The organism is Cellulosimicrobium sp. KWT-B (assembly GCF_002127155.1).
GTDB lineage: Bacteria > Actinomycetota > Actinomycetes > Actinomycetales > Cellulomonadaceae > Cellulosimicrobium > Cellulosimicrobium funkei.
In genome coordinates this window covers 836,829-853,407 of the sequence record NZ_NEDO01000001.1, presented here as the reverse complement: position 1 = coordinate 853,407, position 16,579 = coordinate 836,829, and the positions used below count along the sequence as shown (strand labels likewise).

The window sequence follows — 16,579 nt, the reverse complement described above, 5'->3', positions numbered from 1 at the left end:
ACGACATCAACCCCGTGCTCGGCGGCGGGGGTCAGGGGCGCGGGGTGACGCGGCCCGCGAGGTGGAGGCGGCCCTTGCCGTCCCACGCCTGGTAGGCGACGCCCGTGCCGGGGTCGCCCGCGCCGTCGGGCACGGCCGCCGCGACCTGCCCGACGGCGTCCCGCACCTCGGCGGGCACGTCGTCCGCCGGGCGCAGCGCGACGTCGACCGTGCCGGGCAGCAGCACCGGCTTGGCGAACGTGACGGTCCAGTCGTAGGCGTCGCCGCGACCGGGGCCCGCCTCGGCGAGCGCCCGCGCCGCGGTGTACATGCCGTGCGCGATGGCCCGCGGGAACCCGAACGCCTTGGCGCCCAGCGCCGAGGTGTGGATCGGGTTGCGGTCGCCCGACACCGCCGCGTACGCGCGGCCGGTCCCCGCCCCGAGCGTCCACCGCGCGGTGGGCAGGGGCGGGACGAACGCGGCCGGGCCCTCGGCGTCGGCCGGGGCGGGGCCGCCCGGGAGGGACGCGCCCTTCGCGAGGTACGTCGAGACGCCCCGGTAGGCGAGCGTCGTCGCGGCCAGCCCGCTCCCCGCGGCGCGCTCGTCGTCCGTGCGCAGCACCGAGACCTCCGTGACGAGGTCCACCTGGACCCCGCGACGGTGCGGGCGCAGGTCCTGCGCCCACGCGCGGACCTCGAGCGCGTCCCCGAGCCGCACCGGGCGCAGCACGGACACCGAGTTCGCGAGGTGCACCATGCCGAGCAGCGGGAGCGGGAAGTCGGCCCGCACCATGACGGCCGTCGCGAGCGGGAACCCCAGCACGTGCAGGTACCCGGCGGGCAGGACGTCCGACGGCGCCTCGCCCACGAGCCGCGCGTACCGCGCGAGGTGCGCGGCGCTGCCGACGTGGCCCGGCGCCGCGTCGTCGCCCGTCGGGACGGCCGCGACCCGGTAGGTGACGTCCGGGAGCGTCAGCTCCGTCCGGCCGCCCCGGACGGGCAGCCGGTGCGCCGCCGCGATCCGGCCCGACGCCGCGAGCCCGCGCACGTACAGGCCGCCCAGACCCGGGACGGCGGGCAGCGTCTCGACGCGCGCCGGGGCGCCCGCGGGCGCCGTCACCGGCCCACCACGTTCTGCCCGCACACGCGCAGCACCTGCCCGTTGACGCCCCCGGCCGCGGGCGACGCGAGGAACGCGATCGCCTCGGCGACGTCCACGGGCTGGCCGCCCTGCTGGAGTGACGCGACGCGGCGCGCGACCTCGCGCTGCACGAACGGGATCGACGCCGTCATGTCCGTCTCGATGAAGCCCGGCGCGACGGCGTTCGCCGTCCCGCCCGGGCCGTCCGGCGCCGCGAGCAGGCGGGCGAACGCGCGCGTGTGCCCGATGACGCCCGCCTTCGAGAACGCGTAGTTCGCCTGGCCGCGGTTGCCCGCGATCCCGCTCGTCGAAGCGAGGGACACGACGCGCGGCGCGGACGAGAACCCGTTCGCGCCGAGCAGGTACTCCGTGATCCGCAGCTGCGCGGCGAGGTTCACCGCGACCACCGCGTCCCACTTGTCGGGCGACATGTTGGCGAGCAGCTTGTCGCGCAGGATGCCGGCGTTGTGCACGAGGACGTCGAGCCCGCCGTGCCGTGCGCGGGCGTGCTCGAGGATCCGGGCGCCCGCGTCGTCGGCGGTCACGTCGAGCTGCAGCGCCGTGCCCTTGATCTCGTTCGCGACCCGGGCGAGCGCCTCGCCCGCCGCGGGCACGTCGACGACGACGACCTTCGCGCCGTCGCGCGCGAGCGTCCGGGCGACCTGCGCCCCGATGCCGCGGGCCGCGCCCGTGACGACCGCGACCTTGCCGGCGAGCGGCTGGTCGAGGTCGGCGGAGCTGCTCCCGGAGGCGCCGTCGGTCGCGCTCGGACCCACCCGGAGGAGCTGGCCGTCGACGAACGCGGACTTCGCCGAGAGGAAGAAGCGGAGGGTCGCGAGGACGCTCGGGCTGTCGACGGGGGCGTCGTCGGTCACCTGGATGCCGTTGGCGGTCGCGCCGTAGCGCAGCTCCTTGGCGACGGACCGCAGGAACCCGTCGACGCCCTCACGGGCGGCGGCGAGCTCGGGGGAGTCGGTGTCGGCGGGCGCGCGCGAGATCGTCACGACGCGGCCGTTGGGCGCGAGGCGGCGGAGCGTCGCCGAGAGCGCCATGACGGGCGCGGACGCGTCCTGCGGCCGCTCGATCCCGCTGAGCACGACGACGACCGCGCCCCAGCGGGTCGTGTCGTCCGGGGTCTGGCGGACGTCGAGGTCCCAGCCGAGCAGGGCCTCGGCGACGAGGTCGGCGTCGTCGCGCACGCCCGGCGTGCCGCCGAGCACGAGCACGGGCCCGACGGTGAGCGGGTCGCCCGCGCGGAAGCGGCGCAGGACCGCGGGGCGCGGGAGGCCGAGCTTCTTGGCGAGCATCTTCGTGAAGCCGGAGTTGACGGCCTGGACGTAGGAGTCGGTCACGGGTGTTCCTCTCGGTCGTCGGGGCGTCAGGCGGCGTCGGTCGCGGGGACGGACTCGAGGATCGCGGCGACGCCGAGGCCGCCCGCGGCGCACACGGAGATCAGCGCACGCGCGGGTGCCCCGGTCTCGGCGGTGCGCTGCGCGAGGAGCTTGGCCGCCGTCGCGACGATGCGCCCGCCGGTCGCGGCGAACGGGTGGCCCGCGGCGAGCGAGGAGCCGTTCACGTTGAGCCGCGAGCGGTCGATCGAGCCGAGCGCGCCGTCGAGCCCGAGCTCGGTGCGGCAGTACTCGTCGTCCTCCCAGGCCTTGAGCGTCGTGAGCACGGTCGACGCGAACGCCTCGTGGATCTCGTAGAGGTCGAAGTCGCCGAGCGTGAGCCCGTTGCGGGCGAGCAGGCGGGGGACCGCGTGCGCGGGCGCCATGAGCAGGCCCTCGTGGCCGTGCACGAAGTCGACGGCGGCGGTCTCCGCGTCGACGACGCGCGCGAGCAGCGGCAGGTCGCGCTCGCGCGCCCACTCGGCCGAGGCGAGCAGGACGGTCGACGCGCCGTCGGTGAGCGGGGTCGAGTTGCCCGCCGTCATGGTCGGGGTGACGCCCTCCAGACGCTTGCCGTACACCGGCTTGAGCGCGGCGAGCTTCTCGAGCGACGAGTCGACGCGCAGGTTGTCGTCGCGCACGAGCCCGCGGAACGGGGTGACGAGGTCGTCGAAGAACCCGGCGTCCCACGCGGCCGCGAGGTGCTCGTGGCTCGCGAGCGCGAGCTCGTCCTGCGCCTCGCGCGAGATCTCCCAGCGGGCCGTCGTGATCGCCTGGTGCTCGCCCATCGACAGGCCGGTGCGCGGCTCGTCGGTCGCGGGCGCGAGCGGCGCGAGGTCGGCGGGGCGGACCTTCGCGAACGCCTTGACGCGCTGGCCGAGCGTCTTGGCGTGGCTCGCCTCGAGCAGCGCCCGGCGCAGGCCCTCGCTCACGGCGATGGGGGCGTCGGACACGGTGTCGGAGCCGCCCGCGACGCCGGACTCGACCTGGCCGAGACGGATCTTGTTCGCGACGGCGATGGTCGCCTCCAGGCCGGTCGCGCACGCCTGCTGGAGGTCGTAGGCCGGGGTCTGCGGGGAGAGCGACGACCCGAGCACGGACTCGCGCACGAGGTTGAAGTCGCGGGAGTGCTTGAGCACGGCGCCGCCGACAACCTCCCCGAGCCGCTCGCCCTGGAGGCCGAAGCGCGCGACGAGCCCCTCGAGCGCGGCGGTGAACATCTCCTGGTTGCTCGCGGACGCGTACTTCTTGCCGGCGCGGGCGAACGGGATGCGGTTCCCTCCCACGACCCACGCGTCGCGGGAAGCGCCCGCGGGGGCGTCTTCCCGGGGGGACTGCTCGGGGGTCGGGCGGGGGCTGGTGCTGGTGGCCACTGTGCCTCACTTCCTGTCCGTGCTCGCTGCGCTGCGTTCGGTGCCGGCCCGGGAGAGCGCCTCGGCACGGCGTGCGCGAGGCGGGGGAGAGGGCCGGTTGGTGTCCAATACCAAGAGTACCTGATACTCTCGGTTTCGTGAGTCGGGTCACAGGGCTGTGCCCTGCCCCGGCACGGCACCCGTGACGAGGTGCCGACGACATCGAGGTCGGGCGCAACGGAGGACGACGTGAACGCAGGTGCCGACGCGCGACCGGTCACCCGAGGACGGGTGCAGCCGGCCGCCGCGGTCGACGGTCGGTCGACCCGCTGGGACGAGCACCGGGCGGCGCGCCGCGCGGAGCTCATCCGGGCGGCCAGCAAGGCGGTGCACCGGGGAGGCCCCGGGGTCTCCATGGACGAGATCGCGGCGGCGTCGGGCACGTCGAAGTCGATCATCTACCGCTACTTCGACGACAAGACCGGGCTCCAGGTCGCCCTGGGCTCCGCCGTCGTGGGACAGATGCACGACGCGCTGACCCAGGCGGCCGAGGCCGCCGAGACGCCCAAGCGCGCGCTGCGCGCGATGGTCGGCGTGTACCTCGAGATGATCGAGAGCTCGCCCAACGTGTACTACTTCGTCACCCGGACGAGCGCCGTCGCGGGGACGGAGGAGCCGGCCGCCCAGCTCGCGGCGAGCGGCCTCACCCAGGGCGCGGGCGGCGTCGACCGCGCCCCGCTCGCCGCCTTCCTCGACTCGGTGATCGAGCTCGTCGCCGAGCCCTTCGCCCGGGTCACCGACGTCTCCCCGACCGACGCCGCGGCGTGGGCCGCGGGCGCCGTCGGCTTCGTCCGGGGTGCCGGCGAGTGGTGGCTCGCCCACCGCGATCGCGCCGACGTCCCCGACCGCGAGCAGCTCACCGAGCGCGTCGCCGCGTGGCTGTGGGCCGGCCCCGTCGGCGTCCTCTCGCACAACCCGGGCACGACCCGCCCCGACGCCGACCGCGTCCCCTCCGACCGCCCTCCGCACCCGGCGACCGCCTCAGACCCCAAGGAGAAGCCATGACCGCCACGTCCGACCGTCCCGCGCTCGCACCGCGCACGACGAGCGCCGGCGACGCGGGCCCGACGTCGCAGGGCGACGCCCGCGTCGACGTCGCCGCCCTCGAGAAGATCCTGCTCGGCCGCTGGGCCGACCTGCGCGCGGCGGCGCGCGCGACCGCGGGCGAGGAGGCGTTCCAGCGCATCGAGGGCCAGAGCCTGCGCGAGCACCGCGAGCGCGTGCTGGAGCAGATGCACCTGCTCGTGGGCAAGGGCCAGGTGTGGCGCGGGTACCCGGAGCGCCTCGGCGGCGCGGACGACGCGGGCGGCAACCTCGCCGGGTTCGAGGAGCTCGTCGCGGCCGACCCGTCGCTGCAGATCAAGGCGGGCGTGCAGTGGGGGCTGTTCGGCTCGGCGATCCTGCACCTGGGCACGCCCGAGCAGCAGGACCGCCTCCTGCCGGGCGCCATGGACCTCTCGGTGCCGGGCGCGTTCGCGATGACGGAGATCGGCCACGGGTCCGACGTCGCGAGCATCGCCACCACGGCGACGTACGACCCGGAGACCGAGGAGTTCGTCATCCACACCCCGTTCCGCGGGGCGTGGAAGGACTACCTCGGGAACGCGGGCGTGCACGGCGTGGCCGCGGTCGTGTTCGCGCAGCTGATCACGAAGAACGTCAACCACGGCGTGCACGCGTTCTACGTGCCCATCCGCGACACCGCGGGCGAGCGCGACGAGCTCGGCCGGCTGCCCTTCCTGCCCGGCGTGGGCGGCGAGGACGACGGCCAGAAGGGCGGGCTCAACGGCATCGACAACGGGCGCCTGCACTTCGACCACGTGCGGGTCCCGCGCACCGACCTGCTCGCCCGCTACGGCTCGGTGGACGCCGACGGCACGTACTCCAGCCCCATCGACAGCCCCGGACGCCGCTTCTTCACGATGCTCGGCTCGCTCGTCCAGGGTCGCGTGTCGCTCGACGGCGCCGCGGTGACCGCGGCGAAGCTCGGCCTCGCGATCGCGGTGCGGTACGCGAACGAGCGCCGCCAGTTCACGGGCGCGACGCCGACGGAGGAGGTCGTGCTCCTCGACTACGGCACGCACAAGCGTCGTCTCATCGTCCCCATCGCGGAGACGTACGCGGCGCACTTCGCGCACGACCGCCTGCTCGACCTGTTCCACTCGGTGTTCTCCGGCGAGGAGGACACCCCGGAGCAGCGCGAGGACCTCGAGACGACGGCGGCCGCGCTCAAGGCGACGAGCACGCGGTTCGCGCTCGACGTGCTCCAGGAGACGCGTGAGGCGTGCGGCGGGGCCGGGTTCCTCACGACCAACCGCATCACGAGCCTGCGCGCGGACCTCGACGTGTACGCGACGTTCGAGGGCGACAACACCGTCCTGCTCCAGCTCGTCGCGAAGCGCCTGCTCGCCGACTACGGCAAGCAGTTCAAGGGCATCACCCCGGGCCAGATGGCGCGCGTCGTCGTCGAGCGCGCGGGCGACATGGCGCTGCACCGCACGCCGCTCAAGCGGGCCGCCCAGGCGCTCGCGGACGTCGGCGACCCGCGCCGCGCGGCCGGCCACCTGCGCGATCCCGAGACGCAGCGCGCGCTGCTCACCGACCGGGTCGAGACGATGGTCGCGGACGTCGCGCAGGCGCTGCGCCCGGCGCAGAAGGCCGACCCGGAGACGGCCACGAACCTGTTCAACGCCCACCAGGTCGAGCTCGTCGAGGCGGCCCGCGCCCACGCGGAGCTGCTGCGCTGGGAGGCGTTCACGCAGGCGCTCGGCACGATCGAGGACGCGGGCACGCGCGAGGTCCTCACCACGGTGCGCGACCTGTTCGGCCTGAGCCTCGTCGAGCGGCACCTCGCCTGGTACCTGCTCAACGGGCGCCTCTCGACGCAGCGCGCGCGCACGGTGACGAGCTACCTCGACCGCCTCATCGACCGGCTGCGCCCGCACGCGCAGGACCTCGTGGACGCCTGGGGCTACGGCCCCGAGCACCTGCGCGCGACGATCGCGACGGGCATCGAGAAGGAGCGCCAGGACGAGGCGCGCGACTACTACCGGCGCCTGCGCGCGAGCGGTGACGAGCCGCGGAGCGAGAAGTCGCTGCGCAAGGCCGCGAAGGGCAGCCCGCAGGCCCGCTGACCACCCCGGCGCCGTCCTCGGCGCCACCCCGGAACGTCCTCGGCGTCGCAGGCGGAGCGGTACCGCTGCCGAGGGTCAGGCCCGGGCGGCACGACGTCCACCAGCCGTCGTGCCGCCCGGGCCGTTGCCGTCTCGGTCTCCGTCTCGGCCGCCGAGCACGAGGTTCCTGTCGTTCCGAGGCGCATGCCGACAGGAACCTCGTGCTCGACGGGGAGGGACGTCGTGCTCGGCGGCCGAGCCGGTGTTCGGCCGAGCGGGGGGTGCGGGTCGACGGCGGGTGGTCAGGCGGGGTTGCAGCGCGCGGACATCGTGGCGAGCAGCCCGACGTCGGGCCGCCAGGGCTCGAGGTTCCACGTCGCCTTGTCCGGGGCGCCGACGGCGTGGCACACGAGCTGGTCGTGCATCGTCGGGGTGTCGGCCTCCGGCTCGGCGGCGACGACCTGCGCCCACACGAGCTCCTGGCCTGCCTGCCCCGCGCCGCGGGCCCACGCCGTCGGGTCGACGGCAAGCGACCGGCCGCCCTCGCGCTCGCCCCAGTCGGTGCTCCGCACCGCACGCGTGCCGAGCGGGACGACGACGTCCCACGCCGCGGCGTCGTCCGTCGTCGCGGTCTCGTCCGCGTCCCCGGCGGGAGCGCCCGCCGCGCCGTCCCCGCCCGACCTCGTTCCCGCCGTTCCCGCCGTCCCCGTCGTCCCCACGAGCGTCACCTCCGCGCGGTGGGCGTCGACGAGCGCGACCCGGACGCGCGGGGTCCCGGGTGCGGGGGTGTCCGCTGTGGGGCCGGCGTCCGTGCTGTCGACCGTCCCGCCCTCTGCCCCGCTCGCGCCGTCCGCGCCGTCCGCGCCGGGCGTGCCCGGCGCGCCGTGCCGGCCCACGGCGCGCGGGGCGCCGAGCCCGCCGACGGGCGTGCCGCCGTCGTCCAGGACGGTCAGCGTGCCGTCCGGGTGGCGCACGAGCGAGCCGCCCTCCACCGAGACCGTGGCGGGGGCGCCCGCGAGGGCGAGCGTGACGTCGGACGCACCCTCGGCGTCGGCCGTGACGTGGGGAGGCGTGGCCCCGCCCGACGCCGGCGGGGGCACGGCGATCTCGACCGTCGCCGTCCCGACGGGGACGCGCACGGACGCGGGCTCGGCGCCGCCGCTCCGGTCGCCGTTCGGGTCGTCCGCGGCGCCGCCGTCCTCCGTGGTGGCGCCCGGGCCGGGCGACGGGACCTGCACCGGTGCGGACGTCACCACGTCCGGGTCCGGCGGCGGGGTGCCGGGCGTGCACGCGGCCAGCGCGACCGGGACGAGGACGGCGACGGCGAGCGCGCCCAGCGCCGTCGTCCCGGGCCGCCCGCAGGCCACCCGGCGCGGGCGGGTCACGACGGCACGGGGAGCAGGCCGGCCCACCGGCGGGCCACGTCGACGAGGCCGACGCGGTCCAGCGCGTCGACCTCGTCGGGCGTGAACCAGCCGACGTCGTCGGTCGACTCGTCCTCCTCGACGCGCAGCTCGCCGCCCACCACGTGGGCCTGGTAGACGATGCGGATCGCGTGCAGCGACCGGTCGCGGTCCTCGGGCCGGATCCGGTCGGCGGCGTCGATCACGAGGCTGTCGACGCCGAGCAGGCCGTCGAGCTCGACGTCGTAGCCGGTCTCCTCGCGCACCTCCCGGACGGCCGCGGCGGCGGGGTCCTCGCCCGGGTCGATGCCGCCCCCGGGCAGCGTCCAGCCACCGCGGTCCCCCTCGCTCCAGTGGGGGAGGAGCATCCGGCCGTCCTCGCGGACGACCACGGCGTAGGCGGCGACGCGGATCTGCATGGACCCATCATGCGCGACGGCGGTCACCGTCCCGGGCCGTCGTCGTCGACGTCGTCCTCCAGGCGCGACACGTCGGAGAACGCGATCCGGCGGTGGCGCACCGAGCGGTTGTAGAGCCACGTGACGAACGAGAGCACGACCCCGAGGGCCACGAGCGCGCCCGCGATGACGTACTGCTCCTGCTGCTCGGCGCTGCGGGCCCACGGCCCGGCGAGGTACGCGCACGTCAGGGCGCCGAGCACAGCGAGCCAGGTGCGGGTGCGGAAGTGCTCGTGGTCGACGCGGTCGCGGCGCAGCACGAGGAGCGCGATGTTGACGATCGTGAAGACGACGAGCAGGAGCAGCGACGTCGTCCCGCCCAGGAGGGCGATCGCGTTGGTGCCCGCCGCGGTCCCGGACTGTCGCACGACGTACACGATGAGCGCGAACGCGATGGCCGTCGTCACGAGGATCGCGACCCACGGCGTGCGGCGGAACGGGTGCACCTGGCCGAACGCGCGCGGCAGCACGCCCTGGTTCGCCATGCCGTAGAGCAGGCGGGACGCCATGAGCATGTTGATGAGCGCGGAGTTCGCGACGGCGAACATCCCGATGAACGGGAAGATCGTGTCGAACGGCAGGTTCGGCGCGCCCGCCGCGACGACCTGCGTGAGCGCCGACCCCTTGGCGTCGTCCGTGAGGTCGCCCACGGGGACGAGCGCCACGGCGGTGATCGCGACGAGCACGTAGATCGCGCCCGTGATCGAGAGCCCGGTGAGCATCATGCGCGGGAAGTCCCGCACGGGGTTCTTGCACTCCTCCGCCATGTTCACGGAGTCCTCGAACCCGACCATCGCGAAGAACGCGAGCGTCGTCGCGGCGGTGACGGCGAGGAACACGCTCTTGTCGTCGGCGCTCTCGAACACGACGACGCGCGAGAAGTCGGCGCGGCCCTGCGTCGTCGCCCACAGCCCCACGAAGATGACGAGCAGGAGGCCGGACAGCTCGACGAGCGACAGCACGACGTTCGCCTTGACGCTCTCCCCGACCCCGCGCAGGTTGACGAGCGCGACGAGGGCCATGAAGGCGAGGGCGATGAGCAGGCGCCCGTCCCCGCCCGTCGGCAGCTCGAGCCCGAACCCGTCGGAGACGAACCCCGCGAACGCGTTGGACGCCGTGGAGGCCGACGTGATCCCGGAGCTCATGACCATGAACGCGACGACGAACGTCAGCAGGTGGATGCCGAACGCCTTGTGCGTGTAGAGCGCGGCGCCGGCGGCGCTCGGGTACTTCGTGACGAGCTCGAGGTAGGAGAACGCGGTGATCGTCGCGACGACGAACGCGAGCAGGAACGGCAGCCATGCCGCCCCGCCGACCTCGCCCGCGACCTGGCCGGTGAGCGCGTACACGCCCGTGCCCAGGATGTCCCCGACGATGAACAGCAGGAGCAGCCTGGGCCCCATGACGCGCTTGAGCTCCGGTTGCTGCCGTTCCTGCGTGCGGCCCGCGGTCTCGCTCATGAGAGGCTCCCTCGCGTCTCGGACGTCCCGGACTCCCATGGAACCCCCGCGCGGGCGTCCTGTCAGCGCGAACGCGCGCGTGTCGCGGTCGGACCGTCGGTCGCGGTCGCGTCGGGGCGCCCGCCAGCGGAGGGCGGGTCGGTCGCGACGGAGGACGCCGCCGCGTCGGGCGCGACCGCCGTGCCGGGGACGGCCGTCGCGCGAGGCACGACCGCCGTGCCGGGCGAGCGCCGCCGCCCCAGGACGCCCGTCGTCGTCGCGACGCCGAGGAGGAGCACGACGCCGCCCACCACCTCGGCCGCGTTCGGCACCTCGTCGAGCACGAGCCACGCGGCGAGCATCCCGACCGGCGGCACGAGCATCGTGAACGGCACGACCGCCGACGCCGGGTACCGCGTGAGGAGCGTGTTCCAGATCCCGTAGCCCACGAGGCTCGCGAGCCAGGCGGTGTAGAGGGTCGACAGGACCGGCGCGAGCGTGAGGTGGGTGAGCGCGTGCCCGACGGCGTCCGGCCCGTCGAGCACGAGCGACAGCCCGAGCATGGGGGCCGGCACCACGAGCGCCGACCACACCGTCATCGACAGCCCCTCCAGCCCGGGCCGCGAGGGAGATCCCTGCCTACGCGAGGTAGAGCCGCGGTCCGGCGAGGTAGAGCCCTGGTCACGCGGGGTAGAGCCCTGGTCAGGCGAGGTAGAACCCTGGTCGCGCGAGGTAGAGGCCAGGTCGCGGCGGCTCCCGGCGCGTCGGGCGACGACGTTCCCCACCGCCCACGACGCCGCGGCGGCGAGCGTCACGACGAACGCGAGGGCCGGCGTCGAGGCGCTGCGGCCCACGCCGACGACGACCAGCCCGGCCGCCCCGACCAGCACGCCCACGAGCTGCGCGCGCGTCGGGACCTCACGCAGCGCCGCGGCGGCGAACAGCACGGTGAGCCCGACCTGGGCCTGGAGCACGAGCGACGCGAGCCCGGCGGGCATGCCGAGCGCGAGCGCGGTGTACAGCAGGCCGAACTGGCCGAGGCTCATGAACGTGCCGACGAGCAGCACGTCCCGCCACCGCGCGCGGGGCCGCGGCACGAGGAACACCGCCGGGACCAGGACGACGAGGAAGCGCAGGGCGACGAACAGCGTCGGTGGCATGTCGCTGAGCCCGAGGTCGATGACGACGAAGTTTACGCCCCAGACGACGGCGACGAGGACGGCGAGGAGGGACGGGCGCAGCGGCATGGCATCGAGGGTGCGCCCGCGGCATCGTGCACGTCCAGCGCACAGTCGTGCACGGTTCCCGGTAGCGCCGCTTCCGGATAGCATCGGTCGCATGATCGACCTCGCCGCCGTGGACGCCCTGCTCGCCGTCGAGCGCACCGGCACCGTGCACGCCGCGGCGCGCGACCTCGGGTACACGCCGTCCGCCGTCTCGCAGCAGGTGAAGCGCCTGGAGCGCGACCTCGGCGCGCGCCTGCTCGACCGCGAGGGGCGGGGAGTCGTCCTCACGGCCGCAGGGCGGCGCGTCGTCGAGGAGGGCCGCGCGCTGCGCGAGCAGGTCGAGTCGCTGCGGGCCCGCCTGCACGACGCCGGGGCGCGCCCCACGGGGACCGTGCGCCTCGGCTCGTTCTCGACGGCGGTACGCGGCGTCGTCGCCCCGCTCCTCGCGCGCGTGCGCGACGACGTGCCGGACCTGCGCCTCGTCGTCGAGGAGACCGAGCCCTGGGACGCCGTCGCGGCCGTCGCGGCGGGCACCCTGGACCTCGCGCTCGTGCACCACTGGGAGGGCGTCGGCCTCGCGCTCCCGCCGAGCCTGCGCGCCGAGGAGCTGTTCCGCGACGAGGCGGACGTGCTCGTGCACGCGTCGAGCCCGCTCGCGGGGCGGGCCGCGCTCACGCCGTCGGACCTGCTCGACGAGACCTGGGTCTGCACGCCCGACGGCACCATCTGCTACGAGTGGTTCTGCCACATGTTCGCGCGCGAGCCGCGCGTCCCGCGCATCGACTTCCGGTGCCTCGAGTTCGCGTCGCAGGTCGAGGTCGTGGCCCAGGACCTCGCCGTCGCGCTCGTCCCGCGCCTCGGGCGCGGCCCGCTGCCGGCCGACGTCGTCGCGGTGCCCGTGCGCGAGCCCGTCCCGACCCGCCCGGTCACGGTCGTGTGGCGCGCGACCATGACCGACGCCCCCGCGGTGCGCTACCTGCGCGAACGCCTGCGCGCCGCAGGAACCCGGCACGGTCGCGAGCCGTTAGGCCCCCTGAGCACACCTGCCGACGAAGGGGCACGATGACCGAGCACGCGCCGACCCGACGGGTCGCCGACCCGCGCACCGTGGCGATCGCGGGGCTGTCCACCGTGGCGTGGTACGCCGTGCCCGACGCCGTCCGCCCGCGCTGGGCGCGCGCGCTCGCCAAGACCGCGGTCGCGACGGCCGCCGTCGCGCTGACGTTCACCTCGACGACCGAGGGGACCGAGGCGCGCGAGGGCCTGCGCTCCCTGCGCGACGCCGCCCGCGAGGCGGACGCGGACGAGACCGGCGCGACGGCGGGGACCACGACCGCCGGCGGCGCCCCGCGGGAGGACAACACCTGGGCGACGACCGACGACGACACCACGCCGGTGCCGGCCGGCGTCGCCGTCGCGGGCGCGGCGGCCGGGCTCGCGCTCGCGACGACCCTCGTCGTCGCGGGCGAGAAGTGGGTCTACCGGCGCGGGGAGCGGCTGCGCGACCGCGGCGTGCGGCTGCCGCACACGCGCGTCGGGCTCGTGGTCGGCGCGCTGGCCGTGGCGCTCGCGGCGGCCGAGCCGCTCCTGTGGAACGCTGAGGAGCGCTGAGGCAGCGACACCCGGCGTTACGCCGGGGTCCGCGCACCGTGCGGCCTCGCGGACCGGGAGGGACCGACGATGATCGGGTTCGGGCTGGCGCTCGCGGGGGTCGCCGCGGCGATCCACGTGTACATCTTCGTCATGGAGTCGCTCACGTGGACGAGCGACCGCACGCGCGCCACGTTCGGCACGTCGCCGCAGGAGGCGGCGGCGACGCGCGAGATGGCCTTCAACCAGGGGTTCTACAACCTGTTCCTCGCGGTGCTCGTCGTGCTCGGCATCGTCCTGTACGCGGCGGACCGGCAGGACGTCGGCCTGACGCTCGTGGTCGCGGGGGCCGGGTCGATGGTCGCGGCGGGGCTCGTGCTGATCCTGTCGTCGCCGTCGAAGGCGCGGGCGGCGCTCGTGCAGCTCGTGCCGCCCGCGCTCGGCGTGCTGGGCGTCGTGCTGGGGCTGACGCTCTGAGCCGCCCCGCGCCCCGCGGTGGCCGCGCTCGGAGTCGCGGTCGCGGTCGTGGTCAGCAGGACGCGGCGACGCGCATGGCGCTGAGCATCTCGAGGCGCGACAGGATGCGCTCGCGCTCGGCCTCGAGCTCGTCCCGGTAGCGGCCCTCCGCCGGCTCGACGGTCTCGACGGCCCCGTGGCCCACGTAGGAGCCGGTGCGCCGGGAGTAGCCGTTGAGCTGGCGCTCGACGAGCGTGAGCTCGTGGCCGAGCCGCTCCAGGTGGGGGTCGAGGAGGTCGCTGGTCCTGCTGCGGGCGGTGCCGGACGTCGGTTCGAGAAGGGTGGTCACCCCTCCATCGGAACCCGGAAACCGGGTTTCCGCACGGCGAGACGCTCGTCTCACTTCTCGGCCGCCCGCGACGCGAGACGCGCGGACGGCTCTCCGCGGGCGCCGGTAGACTGGCCGCGCGCCGTCGTGCGCTCCCCGCTCAGCGCCCACCCGAGGGAAACGATGACCGCCCCCGCACCCCAGGCTTCCGCACGCTCCGAGGCTCGTCCCGCCGCGCCGACGCTCGACACCGTCGAGCACGCCGCCGCCACGCCCGACGAGGTCCAGCCGTTCGCCGAGCTCGGCCTCAAGCCGGACGAGTACCAGCGCATCCGCGACATCCTGGGGCGCCGCCCCACGGCCGCAGAGCTCGCGATGTACTCCGTCATGTGGTCCGAGCACTGCTCGTACAAGTCGTCCAAGGTCCACCTGTCGAAGTTCGGCGCGGCGACCACGGACGAGATGAAGAAGCACCTGCTCGTCGGCATCGGCGAGAACGCGGGCGTCGTCGACATCGGTGACGGCTGGGCCGTGACGTTCAAGGTCGAGTCGCACAACCACCCGTCGTTCGTCGAGCCCTACCAGGGTGCCGCGACGGGTGTCGGCGGCATCGTGCGCGACATCATCTCCATGGGCGCGCGGCCCGTCGCCGTGATGGACCAGCTCCGTTTCGGCGCCGCCGACCACCCGGACACGGCGCGCGTCGTGCACGGCGTCGTGAGCGGCGTCGGCGGGTACGGCAACAGCCTCGGCCTGCCGAACATCGGCGGCGAGCTCGTCTTCGACTCCTCGTACCAGGGCAACCCCCTCGTCAACGCGCTGTGCCTCGGCGTGCTGCGCCACGAGGACATCCACCTCGCCAACGCCTCGGGCGTCGGCAACAAGGTCGTGCTGTTCGGCGCCCGCACGGGCGGCGACGGCATCGGCGGCGCCTCGATCCTCGCCTCGGAGACGTTCGAGGACGGCGTGCCCGCCAAGCGCCCGAGCGTCCAGGTGGGCGACCCCTTCATGGAGAAGGTCCTCATCGAGTGCTGCCTCGAGCTCTACGCGGCGCAGGTCGTGGAGGGCATCCAGGACCTCGGCGCCGCCGGCATCTCGTGCGCGACGTCGGAGCTCGCCTCGAACGGTGACGGCGGCATGCACGTGTGGCTCGACGACGTCCTGCTGCGCGACCCGACGCTCAACGCGGGCGAGATCCTCATGTCCGAGTCGCAGGAGCGCATGATGGCGGTCGTCGCGCCGGAGAAGCTCGACGAGTTCCTCGCCATCACCGCCAAGTGGGACGTCGAGACCGCCGTGATCGGCGAGGTCAACGACTCCGGGCGCCTGACGATCGACCACCACGGCGAGCGCATCGTCGACGTCGACCCGCGGACCGTCGCGCACGAGGGCCCGGTGTACCACCGCCCGTACGCGCGCCCGTCGTGGCAGGACGGGCTCAACGCCCGCACCGTGGACGCCGACGCGCTCGCCCGCCCCGAGAGCGGCGACGAGCTCCGCGCGACGGCGCTGCGCCTCCTCGCGTCGCCGAACCTCGCGTCCAAGGAGTGGGTGACGAACCAGTACGACCGGTTCGTCCAGGGCAACACCGCGCTCGCGCAGCCCGACGACTCGGGCGTGGTCCGCGTCGACGAGAGCACGGGCCTCGGCGTCGCGCTCGCGACGGACGCGAACGGCCGCTACGGCAAGCTCGACCCGCGCACGGGCGCCCGCCTCGCGCTCGCCGAGGCGTACCGCAACGTCGCGACGACGGGCGCCCGTCCGCTCGCCGTGACCGACTGCCTCAACTTCGGCTCGCCCGAGGACCCCGACTCGATGTGGCAGCTCGTCGAGGCGATCGAGGGCCTCGCGGACGCGTGCCGCGAGCTCGGCGTCCCCGTGACGGGCGGCAACGTGTCGCTCTACAACGGCACCGGCGAGCCGGGCCAGATCGACTCCTCGATCCACCCGACCCCGGTCGTGGGCGTGCTCGGCGTGCTCGACGACGTCGCGCACGCCACGCCGTCGGGCTGGCGCGAGACGGGGGAGAGCATCTACCTCCTCGGCACCACGCGCGCGGAGCTCGACGGCTCGGCGTGGGCCGACGTCGAGCACGGCCACCTGGGCGGCGTGCCCCCGCGGGTGGACCTCGCGGCCGAGAAGGCGCTCGCCGGCGTGCTCGTCAACGCGAGCCGCGACGACCTCGTGTCGGCCGCGCACGACCTCTCCGAGGGCGGGCTCGCGCAGGGGCTCCTCGAGGCGTCGCTGCGCTTCGGCGTCGGGGCCACCGTGTCGCTCGACGCGCTGACCGAGCGCGACGGCGTCACCCCGTTCGAGGCGCTGTTCTCCGAGTCGACGGCCCGCGCGCTCGTCGCGGTGCCCCGTGGCGAGGAGTCCAAGCTCGTCGACGCGTGCGTCGCGCGCGGCGTCCCCGTCCTCAAGATCGGCGAGACGGGCACGGAGCCCGGCGCCGTCGCCGAGTCGGGCGAGGCGCTCGAGGTCGCGGGCCTGTTCACCGTCCCGCTCAGCGAGGCGGACGCGGCCTTCCGCGGCACGCTGCCGGCCATCTTCGGCTGACACCCGCTCCACCGACGCCCCGGTCACCGCACGGTGACCGGGGCGTCGTCGTCCCGTCTCCCGGTCCAGCGCTCGGTCGAGCACGAGGTT

Annotated in this window: 14 protein-coding genes; 6 read left to right on the top strand and 8 right to left on the bottom strand. The window is 75.1% G+C overall.

What is annotated here, in order from left to right:
* Positions 1-31: 31 nt before the first annotated feature.
* Genes B9L22_RS03685 through B9L22_RS03675 form a run of 3 tightly spaced genes read right to left on the bottom strand, consistent with a single transcriptional unit; the run spans position 32 to position 3,881 of the window.
* Positions 32-1,099 (bottom strand): MaoC/PaaZ C-terminal domain-containing protein, encoded by a 1,068-nt coding sequence (locus tag B9L22_RS03685; protein ID WP_086149241.1) that lies wholly within the window; start codon positions 1,097-1,099, stop codon positions 32-34.
* On the bottom strand, positions 1,096-2,472 hold the full coding sequence (locus tag B9L22_RS03680; protein ID WP_086149240.1) for a 3-oxoacyl-ACP reductase: 1,377 nt from the start codon (positions 2,470-2,472) through the stop codon (positions 1,096-1,098). Before B9L22_RS03680 ends, B9L22_RS03685 begins: the two co-directional genes overlap by 4 nt.
* A gap of 26 nt (positions 2,473-2,498) precedes the next feature.
* Entirely contained in the window at positions 2,499-3,881 is a 1,383-nt protein-coding gene (locus B9L22_RS03675; RefSeq protein WP_086149239.1) for an acetyl-CoA C-acetyltransferase, read from the bottom strand.
* 228 nt (positions 3,882-4,109) lie between these two features.
* Here B9L22_RS03675 and B9L22_RS03670 point away from each other — a divergent pair, with 228 nt between their 5' ends.
* Together B9L22_RS03670 and B9L22_RS03665 are read left to right on the top strand one after the other, a co-directional pair.
* The gene (locus B9L22_RS03670) at positions 4,110-4,925 is read left to right on the top strand and encodes a TetR/AcrR family transcriptional regulator (protein WP_233139695.1); all 816 of its coding nucleotides are present in this window, start codon (positions 4,110-4,112) and stop codon (positions 4,923-4,925) included.
* Complete coding sequence (locus B9L22_RS03665; protein ID WP_086149237.1) at positions 4,922-7,054, top strand: acyl-CoA dehydrogenase; 2,133 nt, start codon at positions 4,922-4,924, stop codon at positions 7,052-7,054. Before B9L22_RS03670 ends, B9L22_RS03665 begins: the two co-directional genes overlap by 4 nt.
* 281 nt (positions 7,055-7,335) lie before the next feature.
* On the opposite strand, the gene B9L22_RS20150 is transcribed toward B9L22_RS03665, so the two are convergent.
* The 4 genes from B9L22_RS20150 to B9L22_RS03645 all read right to left on the bottom strand — a co-directional run bounded on the left by B9L22_RS20150 (position 7,336) and on the right by B9L22_RS03645 (position 11,580).
* Positions 7,336-8,418, bottom strand: a complete 1,083-nt coding sequence (locus B9L22_RS20150) for a DUF2599 domain-containing protein (protein ID WP_198947190.1) — start codon at positions 8,416-8,418, stop codon at positions 7,336-7,338.
* Entirely contained in the window at positions 8,415-8,855 is a 441-nt protein-coding gene (locus tag B9L22_RS03655; protein ID WP_086149236.1) for an NUDIX hydrolase, read from the bottom strand. Before B9L22_RS03655 ends, B9L22_RS20150 begins: the two co-directional genes overlap by 4 nt.
* 23 nt (positions 8,856-8,878) lie before the next feature.
* A complete protein-coding gene (locus B9L22_RS03650; protein ID WP_198947189.1) occupies positions 8,879-10,354 on the bottom strand; it encodes an APC family permease in 1,476 nt (491 codons plus the stop codon).
* Between the two features lie 62 nt (positions 10,355-10,416).
* Complete coding sequence (locus B9L22_RS03645; RefSeq protein ID WP_143317044.1) at positions 10,417-11,580, bottom strand: EamA family transporter; 1,164 nt, start codon at positions 11,578-11,580, stop codon at positions 10,417-10,419.
* 91 nt (positions 11,581-11,671) lie between these two features.
* On the opposite strand from B9L22_RS03645, the gene B9L22_RS03640 reads away from it, so the two are divergent.
* The 3 genes from B9L22_RS03640 (at position 11,672) to B9L22_RS03630 (ending at position 13,626) form a co-directional block, all read left to right on the top strand.
* Positions 11,672-12,625, top strand: coding sequence for a LysR family transcriptional regulator (locus B9L22_RS03640; protein ID WP_158097138.1), 954 nt, complete (start codon positions 11,672-11,674; stop codon positions 12,623-12,625).
* Positions 12,622-13,170 carry a hypothetical protein gene (locus B9L22_RS03635; RefSeq protein ID WP_086149234.1) on the top strand — a complete coding sequence of 183 codons (549 nt, stop codon included), beginning with the start codon at positions 12,622-12,624 and terminating at the stop codon, positions 13,168-13,170. Before B9L22_RS03640 ends, B9L22_RS03635 begins: the two co-directional genes overlap by 4 nt.
* A gap of 69 nt (positions 13,171-13,239) precedes the next feature.
* The gene (locus B9L22_RS03630; protein ID WP_021482312.1) at positions 13,240-13,626 is read left to right on the top strand and encodes a DUF1304 domain-containing protein; all 387 of its coding nucleotides are present in this window, start codon (positions 13,240-13,242) and stop codon (positions 13,624-13,626) included.
* A 52-nt stretch (positions 13,627-13,678) separates the two neighbouring features.
* On the opposite strand, the gene B9L22_RS03625 is transcribed toward B9L22_RS03630, so the two are convergent.
* On the bottom strand, positions 13,679-13,954 hold the full coding sequence (locus B9L22_RS03625) for a hypothetical protein (RefSeq protein ID WP_086149233.1): 276 nt from the start codon (positions 13,952-13,954) through the stop codon (positions 13,679-13,681).
* Between the two features lie 162 nt (positions 13,955-14,116).
* On the opposite strand from B9L22_RS03625, the gene purL reads away from it, so the two are divergent.
* Positions 14,117-16,489, top strand: coding sequence for a phosphoribosylformylglycinamidine synthase subunit PurL (gene purL / locus B9L22_RS03620; RefSeq protein ID WP_086149232.1), 2,373 nt, complete (start codon positions 14,117-14,119; stop codon positions 16,487-16,489).
* Positions 16,490-16,579: the final 90 nt, after the last annotated feature.

Excerpts from the sequence above, each read along its gene's own strand:
- B9L22_RS03665 (WP_086149237.1), top strand. The coding sequence starts at position 4,922 with ATGACCGCCACGTCCGACCGTCCCGCGCTCGCACCGCGCACGACGAGC.
- B9L22_RS03655 (WP_086149236.1), bottom strand. The coding sequence starts at position 8,855 with ATGCAGATCCGCGTCGCCGCCTACGCCGTGGTCGTCCGCGAGGACGGC.
- B9L22_RS03650 (WP_198947189.1), bottom strand. The coding sequence starts at position 10,354 with ATGAGCGAGACCGCGGGCCGCACGCAGGAACGGCAGCAACCGGAGCTC.
- B9L22_RS03645 (WP_143317044.1), bottom strand. The coding sequence starts at position 11,580 with ATGCCGCTGCGCCCGTCCCTCCTCGCCGTCCTCGTCGCCGTCGTCTGG.
- B9L22_RS03640 (WP_158097138.1), top strand. The coding sequence starts at position 11,672 with ATGATCGACCTCGCCGCCGTGGACGCCCTGCTCGCCGTCGAGCGCACC.
- B9L22_RS03635 (WP_086149234.1), top strand. The coding sequence starts at position 12,622 with ATGACCGAGCACGCGCCGACCCGACGGGTCGCCGACCCGCGCACCGTG.
- B9L22_RS03630 (WP_021482312.1), top strand. The coding sequence starts at position 13,240 with ATGATCGGGTTCGGGCTGGCGCTCGCGGGGGTCGCCGCGGCGATCCAC.
- purL (WP_086149232.1), top strand. The coding sequence starts at position 14,117 with ATGACCGCCCCCGCACCCCAGGCTTCCGCACGCTCCGAGGCTCGTCCC.